Source organism: Endozoicomonas sp. ALB032 (genome assembly GCF_049310125.1).
Classification (GTDB): domain Bacteria; phylum Pseudomonadota; class Gammaproteobacteria; order Pseudomonadales; family Endozoicomonadaceae; genus Endozoicomonas_A.
On the sequence record NZ_JBLYNW010000001.1, the window covers coordinates 1,505,836 to 1,531,581 of the forward strand.

Sequence of the window (25,746 nt, forward strand, 5' to 3'; positions counted from 1 at the left end):
GTGGCCCGATTAAAAGACCCGAAAGATCTCTTGAATGGTAGCGTTATCTCGATCGATAACCCAACGGACCCGGTATCAGATAACTGGGAAGTGCTTTAACGATTGCATAAGATACACCTACGCTGATCGAGGCTGTCGCAAAACTCTAACAACTCGTTCCCACGCTCTGAGGGTGTCGCAAAACTCTCTCCAGCCTGGGAACGAGTTGACTCCCGTCATTCCCGGCTTCATTCTCGTCATTCCCGCGAAGGCGGGAATCCACACTGACTCACTACCAGAACCATACTGCCCGATGCCCCCCTGGCCTTGTCATCCCCGAGAAGGCAGAAATCCACCGTTGGCGCTGGATTCCCGCCTTCGCGGGAATGACGACCTCAGAGCATGGGAATCAGAGTTTTGCGACACCCACTGATCCTGTCGGTTTCAGATCATTCAGCAAATACAGCCATTTGAAAACTTGAAAGCTAAGGACTCACCAACAGCTTCACTGTTTCAGCCTTAACCTGCGCTGGCTCACCGGTTTCCAGCAATCGTATGCTCTGAACTCTGAGCCCTCTGGCATACATATCCGCAAACCCGTTCACAAAGGACGCTACCGATCCCTCCCTGATATAGATTTCAGCCTGCTGGGCATTGCCCTCTCTGACACCAATCTGTAGACCGCTCTGGTCAGCCACCTGCTGCATCAGCAGCTGCCAGTCTGCCAGATTAATGGGTTCTGCCTTTGGCATGGTCAGTTCTTCCGCCTGAAGCTGAGCTCTTTCCAACAGTTGAGTCAGCTCCGGTGCCGGAGTGACCGGTTTTTCAACCGGTTTAAACTTCAGGTACAGGACAGTGGCTCCGGCCAGAAGCAGAACAAACAATAGAATTTTTATGAAGATTTTATTCACGAAACTTCCATTAACGGGAAGAAAAAAACAGTCAGTTTGAATGGTTGATACGACAGAATAACCTCAGAACCGTTGCTCTGAACTGAGCGTAATTATGTTCGGCTATATTCATCACGCAATGTGTGATGAATATAATGGTAACCCTTCCTGCGATGAAAAACCTAACTTCCTGCCTCTGTCAATGGCATCTGACGGTAGTTACTTTGCATTACCTCCGGTTTCTGGTCTACATTGGGCGGTTATGGATTGACTGGTGCAGAGTTGACGATTGAAAACCAATATACAACTGATTACCACAGTTGGATCAGCCAGCGACGGGAGCTGCTGAAAAACAGGCAAGTTGCCGCTCAAGCCGCTGGTTGAGTCGAGTAAGCAAGGGGAAATTTCATCTCCAGGCACCGGGTAGAAGGAGCTACCAATTGTAGCTCCAACCCCCTCAGATCCCGGCGTGCGGATTTCCCGCACCGGGCTCTTCGATATTTGACTCACAGCACAGCCATGGATTTCATTGCCATAAAAGGCAGCATTATCCTCGGTTTCTGTAGCGGCAGAAGCTGCTTGAGGTTATGGTACTTTTCCCATGGAATCTTGCCTTTCCGGCATCGGCTACACAGCATCTTGTACCAGTAGCGGTCAACAAACCGGTAAAGCTTCTCCATACTTCGGAAGTTTCCTCCCAGACCGTAATACGCATAATGCCCTCTCAACCGTCGATTGATCGCTGTCACTTGTTCGTGCAGCGGTTCATGGCGTATTCGTCTCAGCAGTTCCTTCAGTTTGGCTATGCTGCGTCTTAGGCGGGATTTTTCCGTTCTCCTTCCCACCATGAAGTTTCCTTTCAGATTCCTTGTGCAGTAGTGCGTAAAGCCAAGGAAGTAAACCGTTTCCGGTCGTCTTCCCCCACGACTGGCAAAACGTCCGAACCTGACTAACCGGGTTTTATCCCGCTCCAGTTTCAACGCAAACTTCTCCAGTCGCTGTGGCAGCACATTCATGAACCGCTCCGCATCACTGCGATACTGAAAACACACCACAAAGTCATCAATGTACCTGATCAGCCATGCCTCGCCTTTTAGCCGAGGCTTGACCATGCACTCGAACCAGAGGTCAAGTACATAATGCAGGTACAGGTTGCTCAGAACTACGCTGATCGGCCCACCCTGAGGCGTACCTTCTTCACACTCTTGCAACTCCCCGGCCTCCATCACCCCGGCTTTCAACCAGCGCCGTATAAGGTTCAGGATTCTGGGATCACCGACCCGGTGTTCCACAAAACGAAGCAGCCATCCATGGTCAAGACTCCCAAAGAAGTTCTTCAAGTCCGCTTCCAGCACCCAGCTGACCTTTCGGCCTGAAACCACCTCGTTAAAAGTGGACAGGGCATGGTGCGCTCCCAGTCGTGGCCTGCCACCCATGGAACAGGGCAAAAAGTCCTGCTCATAAATAGCATTCAGCACATCAGCAACACTTCGCTGCAAAGCCCGGTCATTGATGCAGGGAACACCCAGAGGGCGCTTTTCCTTTTTTCCCGGCTTGGGTATCCATGCCCTTTTGACCGGCGGTGCCTTGTAGCCTTGCCGATGGATAGACGTCAGTGTCTGTTCCAACCACCGCTTAAAGTCTTTCTTTGTCTCTTCGACAGTCAGCCCATCGACTCCGGGCGATGTGTTGTGTGGAATCTTGTTCAGATTCATACACAGGCTCGCCGGGGTAATATGATGTGCCAGACTTGTAAAGCGAAGTTTCGGATAACTCCGGGCTTTCGCTGCTACCCTCTCCAGTCCCGTTGCCATGGCTGGTTTACCTTCTCACTGCGTAAAAGACCGTAACTCCCTCAGATGTGGAGCCCATGTTTCCCTGGAAAGGCTCAAATACCGCCAGCCGCTTCCCCATGTGACGGGCTCTCCCCGCCTCGGAGTACTATCAGCTGGTCTGACTTCCTGAACGTCATCAAGTCGTTCTTGCTTTACAGGCTCGTCGGACCCTACAGGCTCCGCCTGAACGTTCAGGATCTCCCTTGTTCACGTAAAATCATTCGATAACATGCCGTGGGTACGAACCCCGGAAGCAGTCGGGATGCCTTGTCATTAGCGGAGCTCCCGACTTCCGCTTTCCCCATTGAGAAAGAAGGTCAGCTACTTCAACCACGTTCAATTTCGGGGCTAATTATCCCTTAGCAGACGTTACGGCCTGTTATCACCCTGTCTACGCTTCGCAGTAGTCGTTACCTTCTACCACGCAAGACTCGGTACACGGCTGCCGACCACAGCTTTACCGCGATGACCATTTCAGGTCACAAGATTTTACGCGCTTGCAAGGCGCAATTCTCACGGAACCATACCTGAGAGTCTCCCGTCATACGGCTCTTGATCACACATTTGATGCACGAAGTATGATGTTGGCATCCATCAAGTCTCACATAGACGTCGTCAAACGCCTGTTCAACGTTGGGGCGAGGTAGTGAACAGAGGTTAAAGAAGGGAACAAAAAAAGTGTTGTGTTGTTCAGTGATCATGGCTCTCAGATGTTCCCATCTTCTGAGTTTTTGAAACAGGTGATTGTTTGGCCACAGCGAACTTTGATAGCCGTTTAAATGAACTAATATGCTTTTCTGTATCTAACCCACACGGCTTATTGAGCGACACAGATGTTCTACTTATGTGTGGTATTATTCGCTACCCTCTCCCCTTTGACACTGAAGGCAGACCATTGTCCTATTTGTTTAGCTCCCTTCCATGGCCGAAGTGAAGCGCCTGTGGTCGTCAAAGCCCAATGTTGTGGCTACCGCTTTGATCTGGACTGTATTTCGAGGTTTTTTGTTAATCAGCCCATCGGCTCACGCCGGTGTGCGATGTGCCGGCAAAACCCGATGCCTTTGGTGAATCAGAACACCAGTGAATCTCACCCGGATACATTTTTCCCCGATCAGAGGTTTTATCGTGCCTGTTTAAACGCGGATCTGGATCAGGTGGAGAGGTCTCTGGCGGAAGGAGTCAATGTCAATGCTGTAATGACTGCTGATTTCACTGCCCTGATGCTGGCATCCAGCTGGGGGCACACAGATGTCGTCGAACGCCTGATCAACGCTGGGGCAAACCTTGAAGCTACCCATTCGAATGGTGCCACCGCAATGTTCATCGCTGCTGAGTATGGTAATACCGACTGCGTGAAACTCCTGATCAACGCCGGGGCGGATCTCAACGCCCGGACTTTGGATGGCGTCACTCCGCTGTACGTTGCTGCTGCGAAAGGCAATACCGACTGCGTGAAACTCCTGATCAACGCCGGGGCGGATCTCAACGCCCGGACTAAGACTGGCGCCACTCCGCTGTACGTTGCTGCTGCGAAAGGCAATACCGACTGCGTGAAACTCCTGATCAACGCCGGGGCGGATCTCAACGCCCGGACCAAGACTGACAACACCCCGCTGCACGCTGCTGCTGCGAAGGGTAATACCGACTGTGTGGAACTCCTGATCAACACCGGGGCGGATATCACCGCCCGCACTGAGAATGGCGCCACCCCGCTCTATGCTGCTGCTGAGTACGGTAATGCCGACTGCGTGAAACGTCCGATCAACGCCGGGGCGGATCTCAACGCCCGGACTTTGGATGGCGTCACTCCGCTGTACGTTGCTGCTGCGAAAGGCAATACCGACTGCGTGAAACTCCTGATCAACGCCGGGGCGGATCTCAACGCCCGGACTAAGACTGGCGCCACTCCGCTGTACGTTGCTGCTGCGAAAGGCAATACCGACTGCGTGAAACTCCTGATCAACGCCGGGGCGGATCTCAACGCCCGGACCAAGACTGACAACACCCCGCTGCACGCTGCTGCTGCGAAGGGTAATACCGACTGTGTGGAACTCCTGATCAACACCGGGGCGGATATCACCGCCCGCACTGAGAATGGCGCCACCCCGCTCTATGCTGCTGCTGAGTACGGTAATGCCGACTGCGTGAAACGTCCGATCAACGCCGGGGCGGTTCTCAACGCCCGGACTAAGACTGGCGCCACTCCGCTGTACGTTGCTGCTGAGAAAGGCAATACCGACTGCGTGAAACTCCTGATCAAGGCCGGGGCGGATCTCAACGCCCGGACTTTGGATGGCGTCACTCCGCTGTACGTTGCTGCTGCGAGAGGCAATACTGGCTGCGTGAAACTCCTGATCAAGGCCGGGGCGGAACTCAGCCCCGCCAGGGCTAAGAGTGGCACCACCCCGCTGTTCGTTGCTGCTGCGAAAGGCAATACCGACTGCGTGGAACTCCTGATCAACGCCGGGGCGGCTCTCAACGCAGGGAATTCGGATGGCGCCACCCCGCTATTCATGGCTGCTCAGCAAGATAACATCGACAGCCTGAAAATCCTGATCGAAGCCAAGGCAGATATCAATGCGCAAATTGAGGATGGCGCCACCCCGCTGTTCGTTGCTGCTGCGAAAGGCAATACTAACTGCGTGAAACTCCTGATCAACGCCGGGGCGGATCTCAACGCTGCCCTGCTGAATGGTGCCACCCCGCTATTCGTCGCTGCCCAGGAAAATAACATCGAATGCTTGCAACTTCTGATCAACGCCAGGGCAGATCTCAACACCCGGATTAAGGGTGGTGCCAGCCCAACGTTCATCGCAGCCCAGAAAGGCAATACCGACTGCCTGATAATCCTGATCGAAGCCGGGGCAGATCTCAACGCTGCCCTGCCGAATGGCGCCACTCCGCTGTTCACCGCAGCCCTGAAGGGCAATACCGACTGCGTGAAACTCCTGATCAACGCCGAGGCGGATATCAACGCCCGCACCAAGACTGGCGCCACTCCGCTGTCCATCGCAACCAAGGAGGGCAATACCGACTGCGTGAATCTCCTGATCAACGGTGGGGCATACTAGCAAGTTACTGATGCTTTGATCTGTTCGGTCGGTTGGATAAGAATACCCCCTGGATGCCCCCTCTGAATGTTAAAGGGAAGCGCCCCTGAGAATCCGGCCTTCCCAGAAACTTCATTCCATCTTTCATGGTTTCTGGCAGAGCTTCACCTTCAGACACTTTCCCGTTCAATGAATAACTGCCGTTAAGATTAAAGCTGAAAACGGCATCTGTTGTCAGAAACTCGGATGACTGGCTAATTTTACCTTCCAGAGTATTTCCCTTACAGGTGAGATCAGCATCTGCTTTACCCAGTTCTACGTTACCCAGAGGACTGCTGATTCGCCCTCTTTCCCATTCCATACGACCATCCAGCTCGACACACCGACCTTCTTCATAGACCAGGGAGTCTACCACCAGATTGATATTACCTCTGGCTGTTGCCGGAACTGGCATGGCTGCAAGCTGCTGTAACCAGCCTGCCGAGACGTCTGCTTCAAGGTCTTCAACCATCACACCCTGAGGACTGTAGGTCACTGTCGCCTGACCTACAACAGCAGACAAGTTATCGCCGACCTCGAGGTCCGCACTGACCTTTCCGGTGAGCAGTGCAGAAGGCTGGAAATCCCAACTGACTTCCTGAAGCTCGATACCATTGATGGTTAATTCCTGCGCTGAACCCGACCAGACTGAACCTGACAGACCTTCCAGCTCAATCCCCGACATGTTGGGTGCATGACGCCAGACAAAAGCGGCTGGCAACCCTGCCAGCAAAAAAACTGAGTAAGAAACAACGGCCAGTGCAGCCAGAGAAATGATTTTCTTCATATGTCTTAACTCTCGCTGAAGGCTGTCTCTGCGCTGAAGGCTGTCTCTGCGCTGAAGGCTCTTTCCATTCTCAGAGCCTTAACGATCACATGACCGGGCTTTTCGGCGGCTTCTACCTCCAGCTCCCTGATCTCAACCCCACCCTGCTGTTGAAGATTGACCAGCCATGCCAATAAACGATCAAAGCCCACTGTATCAAGATCGACCTGCAATGCATCTCGAACGGCTCGAACCCCGGTGATGCGCAGATCGAAATCTTTTGCGGTTCTGTTCACCAACTGGTCCAGAGGTAACACCAGATAGCGGCTCTTGTCAGGCCGACCCTGACGCAGACTGACGATCTCGTTGGCCTGTTTCTCTACAGAAGCCAGTAACTTCTGACTGGCCACCAGCTTTCGCTCGGCAGCTAACTGACGTTCTGACAAAGGGTTTAAAATACCCTGCCAAATGCTCCAGACAATAATAAACGCACCTGCTACCGTACAGAGTTGCTGCTCGCGTCGACTCAGACCACGCCAGTAGGTTTGAGCCTGTTGCCAGCGCTCATTGAAGCTTTCCACAACGTTATTCATGAATCGCTCCCCTTGATGATCAGCGTACCATTGGCAATATCACCACGCTTCTCCAGTGTTTCAACCGTGATCACCAGTTGCTCACCCGACTCTTCCCGAAATGCCGTAAAAGTATCAAAATCCTTCGCAGTGGCTTCCACCCGGAGTGATTGCTGAGACTGGTTGTACGACAAAGTAACCGGCTTGAGTTGCGGATACTGTATAAACAGCGGGGCAGTCTGATCGAGCAGTTTCAGCAGACCCGAATCATCGCTGTTGCTACTTTTCAAGGCCATAAGCTTCTGCCGCATCTGCGACTGCAGACGCACAATCCGCTCACCGGGGAACATGTCACTGTAGATCTTATGCGCCTGTGCATTAAGCTGTTCAGCCTGTTGTTCCAACTGTACCGACTTCACTACCGCCTGAGCCATAAACAGAGTGACGGTAAAAGCCAGAAGTCCGGCAGCCAGCCCCCAGGGTTTCAGGCTTTTGATGACGGATGACTCTACCTGCCAGACGCCCTGCAAGAGGTTGGCACTGTTTTTCTGTGAGGTGGCGCTCACCGCACCCGCTGCCAATACTTCCAGAGCAGAGCCCGAAGCTTCCTGACGCCATTCACCCGGCCTGTCCTCTGGTAGTTCGCTGAAACAGTTCACTTTCAGGGGCGTTTCTTCTGAGTCGTCCTCTGCCAGACAGAAGCTCAGCCAGGATGGATCACAGGCAGCCCACTGCCAGCGGCCATCCCGGAGTATCCAGCGTCCATTCATGGCCAGCGCCGAGCACTCTCCCTCGGTCCAGGGCAGAGCCAGGGCTTCAGGAATCAGGGTTTTGACTTTAAGACCGGACTGATTCAGTGCTTCGTACCAGAAAGCCATTTTCGAATGAGCGACCACTGACAGATAAACCTGAGTTCCTTCTCTGGCAATAACCGAAATATGAAGATCATCCACATCCTCAGCCAGATCATCTTCCAGACGAAAAGGCAGTGACTTTAATACCGCCTTGCTCAGTCTGCCTTCAACCTGAAGGCAGTGAACACTGACCAGCTCCGTGGGAACCAGGGCAATGGTTTTGGTATCCGGGAATAACTCCATCAGTGTTCCCAGGTCTTCAACAGACGGCAGAATACCAGAGGTAGCGTTTTCCCCTTCGGTTACCTGAATCACTGGCTCCTGCTCTACTGGATAGCATTGCCAGTGAACGCGCTGGCCGGGATCTCCAGGCAGCCTGATGATAAGATACTGGCTCACTCAAGCCCTCCAAACTCTCGGCGAATGACGCTGAACTTATTCTCTTCTTCCCGCCGCAGCAGGCTCTTTATTCGGACTTTGGTGTCCGCATAAGAAGCGGTTGCAGTCATTGCAAAATACTGACTGTCCACCGACATCAATTCATGGGTGTTTTCGGCACTGAAGTTGGAGAGAGAGGGTTGTTGAATAAATTCATCGACACTCCTCCAGCCATTCTCCGGCCTCTGTTCCAATACCTCTTTTGCCTGCTCTAAGGGAAGCTCACCCCAATACAGGGCGCTGAGCACCGGCGCATGGTCCGGCGACAGGGTATTGATATTGATCTTCATTTCAGTGGTCGGCAATGCACAGACAAAAGGTTTGACCCTTCTCATTATTCTGGCATTGACGCCTTTTACCGCTCTCAACTCCGAAACCGATCTCATACTGGTATTACTGGCCAGATAGGGCACTGGCAGAGACTGGTAATAACTGTCTTCCGCGCCCATGCCTGACCCCTGGGTGTTGTCATTATCTACCCAGTCTCTGGTTGATTGTGCAATGGTCTCGGCCTGATAGGACTCAATTCCCAAAGCTTCCATCAGGGATTGAAACACTTTGACTTCAACCGAGGTCTGCCCTTCTTTATCCGGAGCCTGCAAAGCATTCAGGTTTAAACAGGCCTGAGCGTCGAAAATTTCGCCCCTGATTGTTCCGCCATCCATCGGAAAAATCACTTCCCCCGTGGCCCAGGTTTGACCAAGATTCACGGTTTCTTCGCTTTCATCAAACCCGTCCTGAAGTACTTTGACTGCCAGTTCTTCGCCAGACAATGCATACCAGCGTGCCTGTTCCATTTGTTGCAGGGAGGCTGTCCGGCGCATTTGCAGGGAAAATCCAAAAGTCATCTCTGCCGCTATCAGCACCATCAACGTCAATACGAACATAACAATTAGCAATGCGACACCCGACTGACGACGCTGAAAAGACGTTGTATTCTTTTTATCTGAAATCAGGCTCGTCATGAATCTTGCTCCTGAACTTCCCAGTTCCCGGAAAGCACGTAGCGCCGCTCGATGACCCCCAGATCATTCAGCTCAAACGTAATCTTCATACCTTGGGGCAGGGTATTGCCGAGCATTTCTAGCCATTGGCCATTAATAAAGTACTGAAATTTAAGTGAGCGGACATCGGTTAACAGATCCCTGACCACAGGTTCTGCATTCTCCTCCGGGTCCAGCACATAAAAGTGCTGACGTTCGAGCACTCCGGCTTTGAGCCGATAGCTGACTTTCTGCAACTCAGAGCGGGGGAGTTTCTGTTGCGGATTGCGCCAGCCCAGACGAATAAAGGCCGCCGCCTCGTCATCGGATTCCAGCATGTCTCTACCGGCAAACAGACTCTGATCCGTCAGTTCACCATCGACCCGCACACCCCGGTCAATCATTTGCCGAAAGTCCTGCTCCATGACCATCATGGCGTAGTCAATTTCCCGAATACGACTCTGATGATCGCTGGCAACATCCCGAGCACCCATAACCCCCTGCAGAATCTGCCAGGCACTCATACTGACCAGTGCAAAAATGGTCAGAGCCACCAACATTTCGAGCAATGTAAAACCGCGTTGGGTCGAGCGTTGCATGACATTCAATGACTTCAAGACCGCTTCACCGTGTAAGTTTGCAGACTGGCCAGAGCGTCTTTCTTCTCATCACGGTCGAGTCGGACTTCGACCTGGATGGCCCGAAAATTGTCATCCGCCGTACGCACACTTCGGTATCGAACATGCCAGGTTTGATCAGCCAGCTCACGGGTTTCTTTTTTCCAGGTCTGGGATGGCCATTGATCCTTCAGGTAGAGATCGACCAGTTCATTGTCGGCTACCCAGCGAGCCATGGTTTTGTTCTTCAGGTACTGGCTGTTATCCAGGCTTTCACTGCTGGTTCTGAGCACCGTGATACCGGCGATGGCCAGAATAGTCATGGCCATCAACACTTCTAACAAAGTGAAGCCCCTGACCTGTCGGGAACATCGGGAACAGCCTGAATAACGTTTCATTTATCAGCCCCGGCCAACTGTCTTGTCGTACTCATCTGCACTGACCACGGTTACTTCTCCGGTTTCCGTGATTATGACACTAAAAAAACGACGAATGTCGCTGGTTGACTGGAACCGCACTTCCGCCGGGGTCAGGTCACCGCTGGACCAGATATAGAGTTCAGGCTTTTTCTTGCTGGCTTCGTTTTCAAACAGCCCTGAGTCAGTAAAAAACGAGTCACTATCCTGCTGCTCTTCAGCATCCAGAGCAGCCTGCCAGATCAGCTCACCCGGCATAAAATCCAGATTGATGGCTTCTGAAAGCTCTTTCTCTGTGAGCAATCGGTCATTTTGCATTAACTGCCATTTGTCTCCGTGCCACTCCATAAACTGATAGCCGTTGTCGGTAAACCTGACCCCAAGGTCTTTACCTTTGAGCAATGACTTTTCGTGGCCAGTTTTCACCAGAGCAGCAAATCGATCCGCAGCCGTTTTTAAACGTGCGGAACTGTCAGCCGGTTCCAGAGTGGGCAATACGACAGCGGTAGCAATGCCCAGCAGTACCAGAACCAGCATGATTTCAAGCAAGGTGAAACCGGCACTTTTCATCAGGAATTCATGTTCCAGTTGCCGATGTCATCCTCAGAGCCCGCCTGGCCATCAGGACCGGCAGAGAAGATATCGATATCACCAAATTCACCGGGAGACTGCATCAGATAGTCATTACCCCATGGGTCTTGGGGTAGACGACGGATGTAGCCGTTGTCACGGTAATTCCTGGGTTGAGGGCTGCCGGAAGGCTGTTCTACCAGAGCATTCAAACCCTGCTGAGTCGATGGGAAGTGATTATTGTCCAGCTTGTACATATCCAGTGCGTTTTCCAGCGTCACTAAGTCACTGACAGCTTTCTGCTGGTCTGCCTTTTCTTTGTTACCCAGAACATTCGGGGCCACCATGCTGGCCAGGACACCGAGAATCACGATCACCACCATGATCTCGATCAGGGTAAAACCCTGCTGTTGTTGTCGATGTGCCTTTTTCGTAGTCATTGGTCATTCACTCCTAATGTCACATGGCCCGATCTGTGTCAGGCTCATATTCTCTTCTGAAAAGCTCTTTACTGAAAACCCCATACTGACTGTTAACCATCTGATACCAGTGAGTTAAGATCCAGCATCGGGGTCAGAATCGCCATCACAATAAACAGAACCATGCCCGCCATGGAGACAATCAGCAAAGGGCCAAAAACACCCAGGGCAATATTCACCTGGTTTTCAAACTGTCGATCCTGACTGTCCGCTGCTCGAACCAGCATCTGTTCCAGCGCACCCGATTTTTCACCACTGGCAATGATATGAAGCATCATGGGTGGAAACAGTTGTGTCTGATCCAGCGCCATCCAGAGGCTGGAACCTTCCCTCACCCGCTCCGAAGCCTGTTCAAGGGATTTCCGGATAAAAGAGTTGGACATGACTTCTGCCGAGATTCTCATACCCTGCAGAAGGGGCACTGAACTGCTGCTGAGAATACTCAATGTCCGGGCAAAACGGGAAGTATCAACACCGGCACCCACTTCACCCATAACGGGCATTTTCAACAGCCATCGGTCGTGGGTCAGTCTCCGCTCGGGATTAACCAGCAGACGTTGCCTCATGAATAACAGAACAACAAGGCCAGCCAGTACACCGAAGCCGTAATCCCGAACAAAGTCACTCATGGCAATCAAGGCACGAGTCATGGCTGGCAGGTCCTGCCCGAGATCCGCAAACTGTTCGACCACGGTGGGTACCACGGTTGCCAGCAAAATGGCGATGACCGAGACCGCTACTATGGTGAGAATAGCGGGATAGATCATGGCCTGAATCAGCTTACCCCGGATCAGCTGACGCTGTTCGGTATAATCTGCCAGCCGCTCCAGAACCGTATCCAGATGACCGGACTTTTCACCGGCCGCCACCATTGAGCAATACAGTGTGTCGAAGGTTTTCGGGTAAATCGCCAGACTTTCTGCCAGCGTCCGGCCTTCCAGTACCTTGGCTCTGACGGTGGTGATCATAGCTTTCAGATGGGATTTCTGAACCTGACGAGACAAGGCCTGAAGACACTCTTCCAGAGGAATGGCAGCCGCAACCAGAGTGGCCAGCTGACGAGTCAGCATGGCGACTTCAGCCGGGCTGGCTTTTTTCTCGAACAGAGTAAACGACGCACGTTCACCACTGCTCTTTTGCTCAGATTCATTAATGGTCACCGGAACCAGACCTTCGGAGCGCAACTGCTGACGGAGCTGGCGGGCAGAATCAGCCTCAAGTACCCCTTTGCGTTTTTTACCCTTTTTATCCAGGGCTTCGTAAGCAAATACGCCCATTATTCCTCCCTGGTCACCCGCAGTACTTCTTCAATGGAAGTCATACCCGCAAGAACTTTACGGAAGCCATCTTTCTGGATACTGGGGCTGGTCCTGCGAATCACGTCTTCCAGAGCCTGTTCACCGGCACCCTCATGAATCATTCTACGAACTTCATCGCTGACCAGAAACAGCTCATGAATGCCGGTTCGACCTTTATAGCCACCGCCATGACACTCGGAACAACCTTCAGGGCTGGCTTCGTGAACGGGTCTGCTGTCAGAGTCGTCCATTCCTATCAGCTTTCGCTCATGAGGCGTTGGCTCTCTGGCTACTTTGCAGGAAGGACAGAGGGTACGAACCAGACGCTGGGCCAGAACGCCCAGCAAACTGGATGACAGCAGGAAAGGCTCAATGCCCATATCTCTCAGGCGTGTGACAGCACCGATAGCCGTATTGGTGTGCAGGGTACTCAATACCAGGTGACCGGTAAGGGAGGCCTGAATAGAAATTTCTGCGGTTTCGAGATCACGAATCTCACCCACCATCACCACATCAGGGTCCTGACGCAGGATGGCACGCAGACCCCGGGCAAAGGTCATATCGACCTTGGGGTTGACCTGTGTCTGACCCACACCTTCGAGATCGTATTCCACAGGATCTTCAACGGTGAGAATATTGCGCTCTGTGTCATTGATTTCTGTGAGACCAGCGTACAGTGTCGTACTCTTACCAGAACCGGTCGGACCTGTGACCAGAAGAATGCCGTGAGGTTTATGCAAAGCCTCACGGATGTGCTGATGAATATCAGGCGTCATGCCTAAGCTGGACATATCCATACGGACACTGTTGCGATCCAGCAAACGCAATACGATTCGCTCGCCATGACGGGAAGGCAGTGTCGATACCCGGACATCAACGGCACGGCCACCCAGTCGCAGAGAAATACGACCGTCCTGAGGCACCCGCTTCTCAGCAATATCCAGTTTGGCCATAACCTTGATACGGGATACCAGCAATGCCGCCAGCTTACGCTGGGGTCGAAGGATTTCTCTCAATACACCATCGACGCGGAAGCGAATGACCAGGCAGTTTTCGAAGGTTTCGATATGAATATCGGAAGCCCCTTCCTTGATCGCCTCACCTAACATGGCGTTGATCATGCGAATGATCGGGGCACCATCATCGGCATCTAAAAGGTCTTCGCTGTCGGGTAATTCCTCTGCCAGAGAGTGAAGACCTTCATCATTGCCGATATCGTTCATCAGCTGTCGGGCAGCCGATGAGTCTTTTTGATAATAAGCCGACAGTCTTGCTTCAAACTCACCCTCGGACAGTGATTTAATATCTATCGGACCCGCAACAAATCGACGAACTTCGGCAATGGCTGCTCTGGATGGTTGGCCATTGACGTACAGGCAGGGGCTGCCCTGCGGCTCTTGTTCCAGCAGAACACCGAAGTTACGGGCAAAGGCAAAGGGCAGTTCAAGAACACCCACAGGAGTACCTTGAGCAAGGACTTCGGTTTCCTGATCAACTGTTATCGCCGGACTCAGCATCGTTCTTCTCCGACTGTTTACTGGCTACCTTGTCATCGTCTTCCCTGTCGTTTTTTTCTTTCTCTTTTTCTTTCCGATCGGCTTCATCCAGTTTCTGGCGCGCTCTGTTCATCAGATCGGAGTTAGAAGGGTATTCAGGCAGGACCGGAGTTCTCGCATCAGGCATCAACTCAACGCCCTGATCACGACGATCTAGCTGGCGGGCACGCATATAGCTGTATTTCTTACCGCTGATACTGGTCAGGATGTTATCGTCACGAATGATGGTAGGTCTCAGGAAGACCATCAGGTTACGCTTTTTCACCTCGCTGGAGGTGGAGCGGAAGAGCGCCCCCAGGTAGGGAATGTCACCCAGCAGTGGCACTTTGGAAACACTTTCCTGCACGTCTTCGTCCAGCAGTCCGCCAATAACAATGGTGTCACCACTGCGGGCCATGATGGATGTTTTCACTTCACGCTTGGAGAAAGTGACATCGACGGAAGTCGTACCATTAACACCAGACACTTCCTGAGTAATATCCAGCATCACCGAATCCCCTTCATTGATCTGGGGCTTGACGGTCATCTTCACACCTACTTCCTTACGCTCTACAGTCTGGAAAGGATTATCGTTGTTTGAACTGGAGGCGGAACCGGTGATAACAGGAACTTCGTCACCCACTATGAAAGAAGATTCTTCGTTATCCAGCGTCATCAGGCTGGGAGTCGCCAGAACATTGGATTTTGTTGAGCTGGTAACAGCCTGCAAAAGGGCTGTCCAGTCGCCGGATGTGATACTGAATGCAGCACCGGAAACACCGGCCAAAGCATCATATAATCTGGTGTAATCGCCCGGCTGATCAGGGTTAATAGTGGTGCCATTTTCACCGATGACCGTTGAGCCCGGCACGTCCTCTGCCTCTTTCAAACCGGCCATGATCTCGCCAATCGGTACCGTTCGGCCATCATTAAACTGCATCATGCTGCCGTTGTTAGCATTGGCCAGCTGGAAGGAGAGGTTAATGCCATCACCATCGGCTACCTCAACGATAATGGCTTCGACCAGAACCTGGGCACGACGGATATCAAGCTGCTTGATGACACTTTCCAGACTTTTCATAATGTCCGGCTGAGCGGTGACCACCAGAGCGTTGGTTTGCTCATGAACGTTGATGCTGAATTTCTGGTTATTACGAACAACTGTTTTACCGCTGTCTTTTTCTGCCTGAACCGTTTGCCCGACACCTTCCATGACTTCTTTCAGTTCTTCCGCCTTGGCATACCTCAAATAGAAGACACGGGTATTACCGGAGGATTCCTGTTCGGCATCCAGCTGGTAGACAATACGATTCACTTTTTGCAGTTGTCTTGCCTGACCGGCAACAATCAGGCGGTTGCTACGATCATCAGCAACCACGGTCACCTGGGACGCGCCGCCCTTACCACCTTTTTCCTGCAGCAGGGAAGTGAGAATTCGCTGCATTTCTGAAGCAGAAGCGTACTCGAGCTGGATAACAGAGAAGTTTCGGTTGCCGGCCATATCTACTCGTCTGACAATTTCAACCAGACGCTTCACATTAGCTGCACGGCCAGTCAGCAGAAGAATATTGGAGGGATCGTAATGAACCACATTGCCTGCAGTATCATTGAGCTGGCGCAATAACGGAGACAGTTCTCTCACCGGCACATTCTGAACCGGAAGCACCCAGGTAACGAACTCATCACCCTGACCCGTGTTTTGCCGGTCGGCCAGCGCAATAGACGACATTTTTGCGTTCTTGTCCTGAACAATTTTCAGAACATTATTCTCTTGTTCAATAACGGCAAAACCATGAACTTCCAGAACGTTCAAAAAGAGCTGATAGTACTGTTCAGCATTGAGCTTGTCATAGGAACGCACCGTTACAGAGCCACGAACAGCGGGGTCCAGAATAATGGTTTTGTTCAGAGTGGCACTGACCGTACTGGCAAATTCAGCAATATCGGCCTTTTCAAAACTGGCAGAATAACGCTGATAGTCAGCTGAAGCCTGACTGGCAAAAGCAGACGCTGAAACCAGTATGAGTCCTGCCATCATTGAGCAGATCTGTCTGCGCAGCCGTCTCACGGCATTCTGGTTCACACATTTCCGGGCAATGGCCCCGCTAAGCAATTCAGGGAGTAATACTAATAACCCTGTCTTTCCTCTAACACTCATAGTTTGACTTCTATTTCATAGAGACGACCACCCCGTTCAATGGTCATCGATAGCTGGGTGAGCTGCTTGATTTCCTGCAGCAGCTTCATGGTATCGTTGCTGTCACTCAGGTCATATCCGTTAATGGACAGGGCTATATCATCAGGCTTCAGGCCTGACTCACGAAAAACGTCAGGAAACTTGCCAGGGGTTATCTGATACCCGACCAGCTGACCATCCTTCTGAGCCTCGGTGATCTGAAAAAAATCCGTAAAAGAGTCCGGATCAGAGATCAGTTGCTGACGAATTTCTATCAGACGACCACTGTCTCTTTTTTCTACTTTTCGATCCGCTTCATCGGGGTAAAGCAAAAGGGCTTCGAGCTTGCCCCGGTTCGATACAATCACCCGATCCTCATAAATATCTTTCACTTCCGCATTGGAGCCCTGAAGCTTTTCACCGATTCGATAAGTGCGATCACGGCCACTGGAACGAATCACCGCAACGGAATCAGCAGGAACTGAACTGGCAACAATACCGGTGACTTTTGCAGAGAGGCGGGATTTGGGAACAGCGTTGGGGTCAATACCAGGGTTATCCGTTTGTGTCAGCTTGACAGGCTCCTGACCAAACAGATGGAAATCATTCAGTGCGGGGTAGGCATCCTGTTCCGATTGGCGACGATTTACCACTGTCGATTGAGGTTGCCACGACTGAATCCTGGCGCTGCCAGAACCCTCCATGAGTTGCCAGGTAAGACGAGCCAGCTGTTGAGTCAGAAGAATCACCAGCAGCACTTCACAGCCAATAATCAGTCGCCGCACCCCAGTCTGTGATAACACACTGGCAATGTTCAAGTCAGGCGAGGACAGAGGGCCAAAGGCTTTCAGTCTGTTGAGCAGGCTTGGTGACATGGTACAACTTTTTCATCTAATTCGTTTATCAGTCCAATGCAGATTAAGTCGGCATTAAAATTCTTGTTTTCCCAATTGCCACTAATAGTGGTACACAGGTACAAAAAATTCACCATACGTGTAAATACTTATAAAAACAACGAATTATTCTTCATCCTTCAGTGCATAGAGGCTACAGCAAAACGGCCCTGATCTTGATCCAGATCAAATCGACTGATTTGATGGTAATGGTTCACTGTTACACTCTCGTGAAGCCATCAGATCGCCTCTTTTAGTTCGAATGGTAATAACCAAACTCAGCTTCATCATCTGATACTTCATCGGTCCCTTCATTTTTTGAGTCATAAAAAGCCCAGAACTGTGTGAGATAACAGCCTGCATATCAACCTGGCTTTGCTGAAAAAGAACAAGGTTGCAAAAATCTGGTCTTATTGGCTGACTCCTTAGTGTAAGTTAGTAGGAAGCCCCCTCCCACTTGGCGTCAAGAATATTGCGCAGCAAACTCTGGTAGCGGGCTCAATAAATAAAACAAGAGCATAAGGATCATGAAATTCAATAACACAGCCTTTCTGTCGGCAGTACCTTTGGTGCTATCTGTTTTTTCAACGTCGGTAGTCGCACAACCCGAAAGTATTCATCTCAGCTACGGGCCGGATCTTTCCAGTAAAATAGAGGTTAAGGACACTCGTCTGGCACTCAGATGGCATTTAAGTGACGAAGGACTTCTCGAACATTCAGAATGGAATGATCGCTTTCTTCTCGATACCTCGGTTTCTTACTGGGACAATAAACTCGATGCCAGACCCTCCCACAGCTCGAAAGGTGACGATGATATCCATGGCATTTTCGTGACTCCGGTATGGCAATTCAAGAGTCCCAGAGGACGGTATTACTTCGATGCAGGTCTGGGCGTTGGCTGGATCAGCGACACCCAGATCCGTTACAAAGGCGACCAGCCTTTAGAAAAAAGCACTCATTTACAGTTTGAAACCATGCTGGGTGCCGGGGTTCTTCTGGGTTCCGAAAAAAGTTTTGACCTGGGCGCCAAGTTGCTTCACTACTCCAATGCTTATATCAAACGGCCCAATATGGATTTGAATGTTGTCCAGTTTTCGCTTGCTTATCATTTTTGAAATTAAATGCCCGGCAGTTGTCGGGCGTTTTGCTGACTGTCTGCTTTTCAAAAACATTTGATGGATGGCTCAGTTTCGACATTAAACTGCCGATTTGTGTTGATCAATGAACAGGAACTCAACAAACTGAGGCAGACACAAGTTATTATTGCGAAGGTTAGAGGCCGAACAGGAGTCTGAACCAGAGGCCAGATTAAAAAAACTGGCCATTATCCGGTTGGATACTTTAGCGTGGTGCTGGCAGGAAAATAACTGAGTTAATTACGGGCCTGGGGGATCATCTGGCGAAAGAGCAGCTCCAGCTGGTCAAATCGTTTGTCCATCTGTTCAAAACGGTTGTCCATCTGTTCAAAACGGTTGTCCATCTGTTCAAAACGGTTGTCCATCTGTTCAAAACGGTTGTCCATCTCTTCAAAACGGTTGTCCACCTGTTCAAAGCGGGTACGAGTTTCCAGCTCCAGCCGATCAATACGGGCTTGTGTCTCCCGATGTTGCTCATCGCTGCGCTTGAAACCCGCCATAGTCGCCTGAATCAGTGCCGCCAGGTCAGATCGAACAGATGACACTTCGATCTTCAGGCCCGCAATATCATGCTGATTGGTCAGCGCAATATTTTTGGTATCAGCACAGACTTTTGCCAGCCCGTGCTGGTTGGCATCCAACTGTCTGTGTTGCTCTTCCAGTTTTTCCAGTCTCGACTCAACCGACATAATCTTACCTCATGTTGTCGTTGCGCTGATCAGCATAGCAGAGCCAGCGAGCATCATTGCAAAACTTCGAGAAGCACCAGAATTTAGGATGAATCCAGTTCCCGGGCAGTCAGCTCTTTGAGCTCGGCGTAGCGGTAAGCGGTTGTGTAGATGTTAGCTGCGGATTATGGCATATCTTCTCTACCACCTCTTTACCTTCCAGTCAGGGTAAGGGTTATCCTGTGCACAGTTTCCCTCTAAATCAATCTCGTGGAGAAACACCATGAAATCTCTACAGATTCAGCTGGCCCTCTCCGGAGTCAACTGTGCCGGTTGTGTCGGCAAAATTGAAAAGGCCCTGAAAGGAGTGACTGGCGTGAATGAAGCCAGTGTTAACTTTGCAGACAAAACGGCTATGGTCAAAGGCAGTGCTGAAGCGTCCTCTCTGATTTCAGCCCTGAAAAAAGCCGGATTTGAAGCGCGAGTGATACCCTGCGACTCTGAACGACAATTTTCTATACCGACTATTCACTGTGCCTCCTGCGTCAGCAAAATCGAGTCGGCTCTTCTAAAGATTCCGGGTGTTGAGAGTGCATCGGTCAATCTGGCCGATAAAACCTGCTCTGTTCAGGGGCAATCTGAAATTGGCGTCATTCTGCAGGCATTGGAACATGCCGGTTATCCCGGCACCGTGCTGACACCTGACAGTGATCTTCAGCTGAAACAGGAAGAGGAAGACAAAAAACAGTATCGCCACCTGCTAAAACATACCGCCATTGCTCTGAGTCTGGGCATTCCCCTGATGATCTGGGGTGTCGTCACCGGCGAAATGAGCATAAACACGCCCTTTCAGCAACTCGCCTGGGGGATTGTTGGCCTTGCCACTCTTTTTGTTCTGGTGTTCTCAGGTAAACACTACTTTACCGGCATGTGGAAAGCTCTGAAGCATGGCAACACCAATATGGATACCCTGATTGCCATAGGCACAGGCATAGCCTGGCTTTACTCTATGGTCGTCGTATTGTTTCCTCACCTTCTACCGTCTGCCGCTCGCCATGTTTACTTTGAAGCCAGTGCCATGATCATTGGTCTTATCAATCTGGGCCATGCTCTGGAGTTAAGAGCCAAAGGCAAAACCAGTCAGGCGATTAAGCGTCTGCTGGGGCTTCAGGCCAAAACGGCCAGAGTCGTACGCAATGGACAGGAAATAGATCTCCCCACAGACCAGGTTTTAAAAGGCGACATCGTCAGAGTCAGACCCGGCGAGAATATCGCGGTAGACGGCATTGTCGTTGAAGGCAGCAGTCTCGTGGACGAGTCTATGCTCACAGGCGAACCACTGGCTGTGAAAAAAACACCAGACGACGCAGTTTCAGCAGGCACCCTGAATAAAAATGGCAGCTTGCTGTTCAGGGCAGAAAAGGTGGGCAGTGAAACCGCTCTGGCCCATATCATTGCCCTGGTGAAAAAAGCCCAGAGTTCAAAAATCCCCATTGCCCGGATGGCAGATCAGATCTCATCTGTATTTGTACCCGTTGTGATAGTCATTGCTGTTCTGGCAGCCACTGTCTGGTTCTTTTTCGGGCCTGCGCCGGTATTAGCGCACGCACTGGTGGTAGTCACCACGGTTCTGATTATTGCCTGCCCCTGCGCTTTGGGTCTGGCTACTCCTATGTCTGTCATGGCCGGTGTTGGCAAGGCCGCTGAGCTGGGAATGCTGATTCGCAAGGGAGACTCTTTGCAGCAGGCCAGTCAATTGACCACCATAGTGCTGGATAAAACAGGCACTATCACCGAAGGCGATCCCAGAGTGACCGAACGAATCAGCATCACGGCGGACACTGAGGAAGAAAAAAACAGAATTCTGCAGATTGCCGCCAGCATTGAGAGTGCATCGGAGCATCCCCTGGCTGACGCTATTGTCAATTCTGTCAGACAGCAATCGTTGTCACTTTCACCCGTATCCGATTTTCATGCAGTCACAGGGCAAGGAGTGAGCGGGTGTGTTCAAGAAAAGTCTGTGCTGCTGGGTAATGAAAAGCTTATGGCTGCCAATGGCATTGATGTCTCGCTTCTGGCATCCACATCAGAGTCACTGGCCAATCAGGGTAAAACCCCCATGTATCTGGCTGTGGATCATCAACTGGCGGGACTGATAGCGGTCGCCGACCCGATAAGAAAAGACTCCAAAGCAGCTATCGAAAGACTCCATAAACTGGGCATCAGGGTCTTGATGGTGACCGGTGATAACAAGCTGACTGCCGCCGCTGTTGCTCAACAGGTGGGCATTGATGACTTTAGAGCCGAAACTCTGCCTGAAGACAAGGAGCGCTATGTCAGGCAGTTGCAGGAAAAAGGGCACAAGGTCGGTATGACAGGTGACGGTATAAACGACGCCCCGGCCCTTGCCCGTGCTGACGTTGGCTTTGCCATAGGCACAGGGACTGATGTTGCCATTGAATCGGCAGATATCACCCTGATTCGCTCTTCACTCCATGGACTGGCCGACGCCGTCGAGCTGTCCAGGGCAACTCTGGGAAACATTAAACAGAATCTGTTTGGCGCCTTTGTTTACAATTCTCTCGGTATCCCGATTGCTGCCGGAGTGCTATACCCTTTCACAGGAATGCTGCTTAATCCTGTTGTTGCAGGAGCAGCCATGGCTCTGTCATCGGTCACAGTGGTCAGCAACGCCAATCGTCTGAGACGCTTCAAGCCAACTGCAAGGGAGCCTGAATCATGAATATTTCCAAAGCAGCGCAGGCCACTGGACTGACCGCCAAAACCATTCGTTACTATGAAAGTCTGAACCTGATTTCACCTGCCCATCGTCTCAATAACGGTTACCGTGATTATAATGAATCACACATACGAGAACTGTCTTTTATTAGCCGCGCCAGAGAGCTGGGCTTTACTCTGAAAGAGTGCTCGGACCTTCTGGATCTGTATAACGACAAACATCGTAAAAGTGCTGATGTAAAATCACTGGCCCTGAAAAAATTAGTCGATGTCGAGGCTAAGATCAGTCAACTGCAGGTGATTCGTGACAGCCTGCAACAGCTCGCCCAATGCTGTCATGGAGACAATATGCCGGACTGCCCTATCATTGAACGGCTGGCCAGGGGAATGGAATCGGATCCTGATAAAAAATAAGATAAAAAAAAATAAGACACCCATAAAAAAATAATAAGACACCCATAAAAAAGAAAAAAATAAGACACCCATTAAATAAATAAGACATTTAAAAACTGCATTCCCAAAAAAGGATCTGAAAACCTATCTTCGAATAGCCTATCAGCGAGCCACACATGAGCGTTCGACGAACAGAGGCTGCTCAGTCCATGATTCAGACGACACAAACTTATTCCGACTTAAAGTCGAGGAGGGATAAAGAGAAAGTGTTTAATTTCTTAACTGACTTCTAAGCTAACTTGTCAGATACAAACGACTGCAGGCGTTTAAACCTCGAAGCCACTTCTGTCCGGCTTCAAGTGCATAAGCCTTCATCGCCTTCAGACGGCCAACTGCCCGATAAAAACGATTATTCCATTGCATGGTTTTCAGCCACTCATCCGGATCAATTTCCAATCTTTCAAGAATAGGAGGGGTGCATGACGGAATGGAACCTTTCTTGTCTGTTCTGACAATGCGACCGCTCCAGTCGACCAGTTCCAGATAGTCATGAAGAAGGTAGGGAAGGGCAACGTCCGTATTCTGGCCCTGCAAACAAAAAGGTTTCAGGGTCAGCGGCTGATTTTTAGTCTCAGAATCTGTAACCTGCTCTACGCGTTCCTGAATCGACGTGTAGTCTGATTCTTCCGATGTTTCTACCTTTCCAGCCCGAATCGGATTCAAGTCAACGTAGGTCATGCAGGTCAGTAACGCTGCTTCGTCCAGCAGTACCTGGCTTTTAAAGCGACCTTCCCAAAAGCGTCCTTTACACTCGTCTTCTTTATTGGCCTCACGAGCAAGGTATTCATTCAGACAACGCATAAACCAGCTGATATCCGTTAAACGACGCCGGTATTCCTCAGCATATTCATCGATACGGGCCAATTCAGCGCTGCCCAGTTTGTCAGCAGCCAAATGCCTTTGCACCAGAAGTGGGCCTGTAAACAAGGTCGTCCAACGGTGAAGCACTTCGTCCCGTGACCAGCCTCTGGCAGATGACTGATTGATGTGCAAAACCACGTGATAATGATTTGACATGACAGCGTAAGCGCAGACTTCGATAGCAAAGACTGAAACCAGTTCCCGGAGTTTATCCACCACCCATTGGCGGCGATGCTCGTAGTTCTTGCCAGTCAGGTGGTTCTCTCCACAGAGGTAAGCCTGACGAACACATCTTGCCATGCAGTGGTAATAAGGCGTTGAGCCGGGGTCAATCAGAGTATTGCGGGCCTGTGCCATGGACTCACCTGTCTGGGTAAAAAATCAGTGATGGGTGAAAAAGTAGACTAGGTGGACGGTAAAGCAAATTTATGGGTGTCTTTTTTCTTTTTATACGGCAACAAGTTTGAAATATGCTACTTTGATACACTTGGCTAGCACAGACAGGCAACATTTAATGAAAAAAATTATTGTGCTCTTTTCATTTATATTAATATTTACTTCAGAAGAAATATTGTGTGAATCAAACAGTAGAATTCCTCGATACACTGAGCCGGTTATAAAAATAAATTCAGGTACGCTTCCATGGATAGCTGGTATTAATAATGGTTGTACTACTGTGCTCATATCTGATAAGCATTTGCTGACTTCAGCTCACTGCATTGGTAAAAAATTAGACATAACTTTTCTTAATGCTAAAAACAAGATTAAAAGAAAAGTTATAAAGTATATAATAAATAATAATTTTTTTTCTAGCTCTGATCGGCCTAAATACGATATAGCAATACTTGAGTTAAACCGGCCTGTGTCAATTCCTCCTGCTGACATCGACTATACCAAATGTCCTGACCTTTATAATATTACTGACCTTATGGTTGCGGGTTATGGCAATCAGCAGTTATTGCAGCTTGCATCTGTAAGTTGGGTAGGCTCCTGCAATGATGAAGTACATTTCGTTTCATATCCCGGAGATTCCCAGCCTGGGGATTCAGGTTCTCCCTTATTTTACAGACAAAACAATTCATTTATCTTAGGAATACATGTTGGAAAATTCTATCAAGACAATTTGGCAATCCAGTTTAAGCTGTCATTAACTTTTAATCGTAATTTTATAGAGAAGTATGTGCGATTAGAAAAAAGCCATGATATATATTACCCAATAAAAGGAATTTCTCTAAATGCACAAAGATGGAATTCCATTTCTGCTTCTGCTTCTGCTTCTGCTTCTGCTTCTGCTTCAACTATGTTATGTATTTTAATAACACCATTAACCTTGGCAATGAATTTGCTTTAATCATACCTGAATCCCCGAGTTCACATCACATAAATCAGCCTGAGAAGCCCCCAATCCATGGCTTTTCGTGTATAATTCTCTGATTCTGATTTTCACCTTCTGAGTGCGTTTTTGTGAAACTCACAATCGAGCAGTCAACTATCAAGTTTTAGACACCCGTTACGTGAATTGGGGATAACTCATTTCAACCCTGCCACCCAAAGAAGCTCATAAAAGAGCTTCTTTGGATCGCGACATGATTAATGATTGGCAAATACACTCGTGTTGCCATCCTTGGTGAAACCGATCACCTGATAAGGATCTTTGCGATCACCGTACTCCATACCTGGCGATCCCAGAGGCATACCCGGAACAGTCAGACCATTCACACCAGCAGGCTTTTCACTTAGCAAACGCTTGATGTCTGCAGCCGGGACATGACCTTCAATGGCATAATCACCGATAAAGGCTGTATGGCAAGACTCCATTCCTTTCGGAATACCGGCCCTGGCTCGATACGTGGCTGTGCTCGGCACATCATGGGACATGACCTTAAAGCCATTCTCTTCCATGTGTTTCGCCCACTGTTTGCAACAACCACAGGCAGGGGTTTTGTAGAGCATGACTGTCGGTAATGACTCCTCGGCCTTGGCCAGCATAAACGACATTAGAACAGCAGTTCCCAGGAACAGGGCTTTCAGCTTTTTCATGGTTTCACTCTCCTTTTTCAAGTGTTTCATAATTCATTGATTGATCTGAGCGGTCAGAACCTTTTCCCGGGTGTGCCATAGAAAATAGACGGCAGGCACCAGCACGAGAGTCACCACCAGTGAGCTGACAATGCCACCGATCATCAGGCTAGTTATGCGCTGCACGACTTCGGAGCCAGTGCCATTATTGAGCATGACCGGTATAAGACCGAAGAGAATGGTGCAAACGGTCATCACAATGGGCCTGCGGCAGGGGATGTAAGCTCGGCACTGATCAGATCCTGCTGACTTTTTTTGCCTTGCCTGGACTGTTTTTCATAGGCTTGAATCATTGGATCAGCAGCCAGAGCTTTTTGCTCGGCTTGAGATAGAGTCAGGCGGCCTGCACTGACTCCTGCCGATACCAATATCAGCCATGCAGCGGATACCATAATCCGTTTCAGTTGCATGTTTGTCTCC

Annotated in this window: 25 protein-coding genes; 6 read left to right on the forward strand and 19 right to left on the reverse strand. The window is 50.3% G+C overall.

Annotated elements, in window-relative coordinates:
• Window positions 1-205: 205 nt before the first annotated feature.
• Window positions 206-412 carry a hypothetical protein gene (locus ACO6VG_RS04955; RefSeq protein WP_422135878.1) on the forward strand — a complete coding sequence of 69 codons (207 nt, stop codon included), beginning with the start codon at window positions 206-208 and terminating at the stop codon, window positions 410-412.
• Between the two features lie 52 nt (window positions 413-464).
• On the opposite strand, the gene ACO6VG_RS04960 is transcribed toward ACO6VG_RS04955, so the two are convergent.
• Window positions 465-890: a hypothetical protein gene (locus ACO6VG_RS04960; RefSeq protein ID WP_422472953.1), complete on the reverse strand. Its 426-nt coding sequence runs from the start codon at window positions 888-890 to the stop codon at window positions 465-467.
• A 485-nt stretch (window positions 891-1,375) separates the two neighbouring features.
• The gene (gene ltrA, locus ACO6VG_RS04965; RefSeq protein ID WP_422132384.1) at window positions 1,376-2,683 is read right to left on the reverse strand and encodes a group II intron reverse transcriptase/maturase; all 1,308 of its coding nucleotides are present in this window, start codon (window positions 2,681-2,683) and stop codon (window positions 1,376-1,378) included.
• Window positions 2,684-3,537: 854 nt separating this feature from the next.
• Here ltrA and ACO6VG_RS04970 point away from each other — a divergent pair.
• Window positions 3,538-5,775 carry an ankyrin repeat domain-containing protein gene (locus tag ACO6VG_RS04970; RefSeq protein WP_422412759.1) on the forward strand — a complete coding sequence of 746 codons (2,238 nt, stop codon included), beginning with the start codon at window positions 3,538-3,540 and terminating at the stop codon, window positions 5,773-5,775.
• Between the two features lie 4 nt (window positions 5,776-5,779).
• Here ACO6VG_RS04970 and ACO6VG_RS04975 read toward each other — a convergent pair whose 3' ends face one another.
• From ACO6VG_RS04975 to gspC, 12 genes are all read right to left on the reverse strand, one after another.
• Window positions 5,780-6,580 (reverse strand): type II secretion system protein N, encoded by an 801-nt coding sequence (locus ACO6VG_RS04975; protein ID WP_422472955.1) that lies wholly within the window; start codon window positions 6,578-6,580, stop codon window positions 5,780-5,782.
• Between the two features lie 5 nt (window positions 6,581-6,585).
• A complete protein-coding gene (gspM, locus tag ACO6VG_RS04980; RefSeq protein ID WP_422135882.1) occupies window positions 6,586-7,152 on the reverse strand; it encodes a type II secretion system protein GspM in 567 nt (188 codons plus the stop codon).
• Window positions 7,149-8,384: a type II secretion system protein GspL gene (gene gspL, locus ACO6VG_RS04985; protein ID WP_422139271.1), complete on the reverse strand. Its 1,236-nt coding sequence runs from the start codon at window positions 8,382-8,384 to the stop codon at window positions 7,149-7,151. The genes gspM and gspL overlap by 4 nt, the downstream gene beginning before the upstream one ends.
• Complete coding sequence (gene gspK, locus ACO6VG_RS04990) at window positions 8,381-9,388, reverse strand: type II secretion system minor pseudopilin GspK (protein WP_422472957.1); 1,008 nt, start codon at window positions 9,386-9,388, stop codon at window positions 8,381-8,383. The genes gspL and gspK overlap by 4 nt, the downstream gene beginning before the upstream one ends.
• The gene (gspJ, locus tag ACO6VG_RS04995; protein ID WP_422139273.1) at window positions 9,385-10,023 is read right to left on the reverse strand and encodes a type II secretion system minor pseudopilin GspJ; all 639 of its coding nucleotides are present in this window, start codon (window positions 10,021-10,023) and stop codon (window positions 9,385-9,387) included. The genes gspK and gspJ overlap by 4 nt, the downstream gene beginning before the upstream one ends.
• Entirely contained in the window at window positions 10,020-10,421 is a 402-nt protein-coding gene (gene gspI / locus ACO6VG_RS05000) for a type II secretion system minor pseudopilin GspI (RefSeq protein ID WP_422472959.1), read from the reverse strand. Before gspI ends, gspJ begins: the two co-directional genes overlap by 4 nt.
• A gap of 3 nt (window positions 10,422-10,424) precedes the next feature.
• Entirely contained in the window at window positions 10,425-11,009 is a 585-nt protein-coding gene (gene gspH / locus ACO6VG_RS05005) for a type II secretion system minor pseudopilin GspH (RefSeq protein WP_422135887.1), read from the reverse strand.
• Window positions 11,009-11,449 carry a type II secretion system major pseudopilin GspG gene (gene gspG / locus ACO6VG_RS05010; RefSeq protein ID WP_422135888.1) on the reverse strand — a complete coding sequence of 147 codons (441 nt, stop codon included), beginning with the start codon at window positions 11,447-11,449 and terminating at the stop codon, window positions 11,009-11,011. The genes gspH and gspG overlap by 1 nt, the downstream gene beginning before the upstream one ends.
• A 92-nt stretch (window positions 11,450-11,541) precedes the next feature.
• Window positions 11,542-12,765, reverse strand: a complete 1,224-nt coding sequence (gene gspF / locus ACO6VG_RS05015) for a type II secretion system inner membrane protein GspF (RefSeq protein WP_422472961.1) — start codon at window positions 12,763-12,765, stop codon at window positions 11,542-11,544.
• Entirely contained in the window at window positions 12,765-14,303 is a 1,539-nt protein-coding gene (gene gspE / locus ACO6VG_RS05020) for a type II secretion system ATPase GspE (protein ID WP_422472963.1), read from the reverse strand. The genes gspF and gspE overlap by 1 nt, the downstream gene beginning before the upstream one ends.
• Window positions 14,278-16,479 (reverse strand): type II secretion system secretin GspD, encoded by a 2,202-nt coding sequence (gene gspD, locus ACO6VG_RS05025; protein ID WP_422412749.1) that lies wholly within the window; start codon window positions 16,477-16,479, stop codon window positions 14,278-14,280. Before gspD ends, gspE begins: the two co-directional genes overlap by 26 nt.
• Window positions 16,476-17,372 (reverse strand): type II secretion system protein GspC, encoded by an 897-nt coding sequence (gspC, locus tag ACO6VG_RS05030; RefSeq protein WP_422472965.1) that lies wholly within the window; start codon window positions 17,370-17,372, stop codon window positions 16,476-16,478. Before gspC ends, gspD begins: the two co-directional genes overlap by 4 nt.
• A 545-nt stretch (window positions 17,373-17,917) precedes the next feature.
• Here gspC and ACO6VG_RS05035 point away from each other — a divergent pair.
• Window positions 17,918-18,505 carry an acyloxyacyl hydrolase gene (locus tag ACO6VG_RS05035; protein ID WP_422472967.1) on the forward strand — a complete coding sequence of 196 codons (588 nt, stop codon included), beginning with the start codon at window positions 17,918-17,920 and terminating at the stop codon, window positions 18,503-18,505.
• A 257-nt stretch (window positions 18,506-18,762) separates the two neighbouring features.
• Here the strand turns inward: ACO6VG_RS05035 and ACO6VG_RS05040 are convergent, their stop codons facing one another.
• Window positions 18,763-19,215 (reverse strand): hypothetical protein, encoded by a 453-nt coding sequence (locus ACO6VG_RS05040; RefSeq protein WP_422472969.1) that lies wholly within the window; start codon window positions 19,213-19,215, stop codon window positions 18,763-18,765.
• 262 nt (window positions 19,216-19,477) lie between these two features.
• Here ACO6VG_RS05040 and ACO6VG_RS05045 point away from each other — a divergent pair, with 262 nt between their 5' ends.
• Window positions 19,478-21,937, forward strand: a complete 2,460-nt coding sequence (locus ACO6VG_RS05045) for a heavy metal translocating P-type ATPase (RefSeq protein ID WP_422135895.1) — start codon at window positions 19,478-19,480, stop codon at window positions 21,935-21,937.
• Window positions 21,934-22,347: a Cu(I)-responsive transcriptional regulator gene (cueR, locus tag ACO6VG_RS05050; RefSeq protein WP_422135896.1), complete on the forward strand. Its 414-nt coding sequence runs from the start codon at window positions 21,934-21,936 to the stop codon at window positions 22,345-22,347. Before ACO6VG_RS05045 ends, cueR begins: the two co-directional genes overlap by 4 nt.
• Window positions 22,348-22,620: 273 nt before the next feature.
• Here the strand turns inward: cueR and ACO6VG_RS05055 are convergent, their stop codons facing one another.
• A complete protein-coding gene (locus ACO6VG_RS05055) occupies window positions 22,621-23,604 on the reverse strand; it encodes a transposase (protein WP_422472971.1) in 984 nt (327 codons plus the stop codon).
• Window positions 23,605-23,761: 157 nt separating this feature from the next.
• On the opposite strand from ACO6VG_RS05055, the gene ACO6VG_RS05060 reads away from it, so the two are divergent.
• On the forward strand, window positions 23,762-24,598 hold the full coding sequence (locus ACO6VG_RS05060) for a trypsin-like serine peptidase (protein ID WP_422472973.1): 837 nt from the start codon (window positions 23,762-23,764) through the stop codon (window positions 24,596-24,598).
• Window positions 24,599-24,837: 239 nt separating this feature from the next.
• Here ACO6VG_RS05060 and ACO6VG_RS05065 read toward each other — a convergent pair whose 3' ends face one another.
• Genes ACO6VG_RS05065 through ACO6VG_RS05075 form a run of 3 tightly spaced genes read right to left on the reverse strand, consistent with a single transcriptional unit; the run spans window position 24,838 to window position 25,736 of the window.
• Complete coding sequence (locus tag ACO6VG_RS05065) at window positions 24,838-25,287, reverse strand: DUF411 domain-containing protein (protein ID WP_422139282.1); 450 nt, start codon at window positions 25,285-25,287, stop codon at window positions 24,838-24,840.
• A gap of 33 nt (window positions 25,288-25,320) precedes the next feature.
• Window positions 25,321-25,521 carry an efflux RND transporter permease subunit gene (locus tag ACO6VG_RS05070; RefSeq protein ID WP_422476255.1) on the reverse strand — a complete coding sequence of 67 codons (201 nt, stop codon included), beginning with the start codon at window positions 25,519-25,521 and terminating at the stop codon, window positions 25,321-25,323.
• On the reverse strand, window positions 25,521-25,736 hold the full coding sequence (locus ACO6VG_RS05075) for a hypothetical protein (RefSeq protein WP_422135900.1): 216 nt from the start codon (window positions 25,734-25,736) through the stop codon (window positions 25,521-25,523). The genes ACO6VG_RS05070 and ACO6VG_RS05075 overlap by 1 nt, the downstream gene beginning before the upstream one ends.
• Between the last annotated feature and the right edge of the window lie 10 nt (window positions 25,737-25,746).

Bases quoted from the DNA above. Each gene is read 5' to 3' on its own strand.
- ltrA (WP_422132384.1), bottom strand. From the start codon at position 2,683: ATGGCAACGGGACTGGAGAGGGTAGCAGCGAAAGCCCGGAGTTATCCG.
- ACO6VG_RS04970 (WP_422412759.1), top strand. From the start codon at position 3,538: ATGTTCTACTTATGTGTGGTATTATTCGCTACCCTCTCCCCTTTGACA.
- ACO6VG_RS04975 (WP_422472955.1), bottom strand. From the start codon at position 6,580: ATGAAGAAAATCATTTCTCTGGCTGCACTGGCCGTTGTTTCTTACTCA.
- gspM (WP_422135882.1), bottom strand. From the start codon at position 7,152: ATGAATAACGTTGTGGAAAGCTTCAATGAGCGCTGGCAACAGGCTCAA.
- gspK (WP_422472957.1), bottom strand. From the start codon at position 9,388: ATGACGAGCCTGATTTCAGATAAAAAGAATACAACGTCTTTTCAGCGT.
- gspI (WP_422472959.1), bottom strand. From the start codon at position 10,421: ATGAAACGTTATTCAGGCTGTTCCCGATGTTCCCGACAGGTCAGGGGC.
- gspH (WP_422135887.1), bottom strand. From the start codon at position 11,009: ATGAAAAGTGCCGGTTTCACCTTGCTTGAAATCATGCTGGTTCTGGTA.
- gspG (WP_422135888.1), bottom strand. From the start codon at position 11,449: ATGACTACGAAAAAGGCACATCGACAACAACAGCAGGGTTTTACCCTG.
- gspF (WP_422472961.1), bottom strand. From the start codon at position 12,765: ATGGGCGTATTTGCTTACGAAGCCCTGGATAAAAAGGGTAAAAAACGC.
- gspE (WP_422472963.1), bottom strand. From the start codon at position 14,303: ATGCTGAGTCCGGCGATAACAGTTGATCAGGAAACCGAAGTCCTTGCT.
- gspD (WP_422412749.1), bottom strand. From the start codon at position 16,479: ATGAGTGTTAGAGGAAAGACAGGGTTATTAGTATTACTCCCTGAATTG.
- gspC (WP_422472965.1), bottom strand. From the start codon at position 17,372: ATGTCACCAAGCCTGCTCAACAGACTGAAAGCCTTTGGCCCTCTGTCC.
- ACO6VG_RS05035 (WP_422472967.1), top strand. From the start codon at position 17,918: ATGAAATTCAATAACACAGCCTTTCTGTCGGCAGTACCTTTGGTGCTA.
- ACO6VG_RS05040 (WP_422472969.1), bottom strand. From the start codon at position 19,215: ATGTCGGTTGAGTCGAGACTGGAAAAACTGGAAGAGCAACACAGACAG.
- ACO6VG_RS05045 (WP_422135895.1), top strand. From the start codon at position 19,478: ATGAAATCTCTACAGATTCAGCTGGCCCTCTCCGGAGTCAACTGTGCC.
- cueR (WP_422135896.1), top strand. From the start codon at position 21,934: ATGAATATTTCCAAAGCAGCGCAGGCCACTGGACTGACCGCCAAAACC.
- ACO6VG_RS05055 (WP_422472971.1), bottom strand. From the start codon at position 23,604: ATGGCACAGGCCCGCAATACTCTGATTGACCCCGGCTCAACGCCTTAT.
- ACO6VG_RS05060 (WP_422472973.1), top strand. From the start codon at position 23,762: ATGAAAAAAATTATTGTGCTCTTTTCATTTATATTAATATTTACTTCA.
- ACO6VG_RS05065 (WP_422139282.1), bottom strand. From the start codon at position 25,287: ATGAAAAAGCTGAAAGCCCTGTTCCTGGGAACTGCTGTTCTAATGTCG.
- ACO6VG_RS05070 (WP_422476255.1), bottom strand. From the start codon at position 25,521: ATGACCGTTTGCACCATTCTCTTCGGTCTTATACCGGTCATGCTCAAT.
- ACO6VG_RS05075 (WP_422135900.1), bottom strand. From the start codon at position 25,736: ATGCAACTGAAACGGATTATGGTATCCGCTGCATGGCTGATATTGGTA.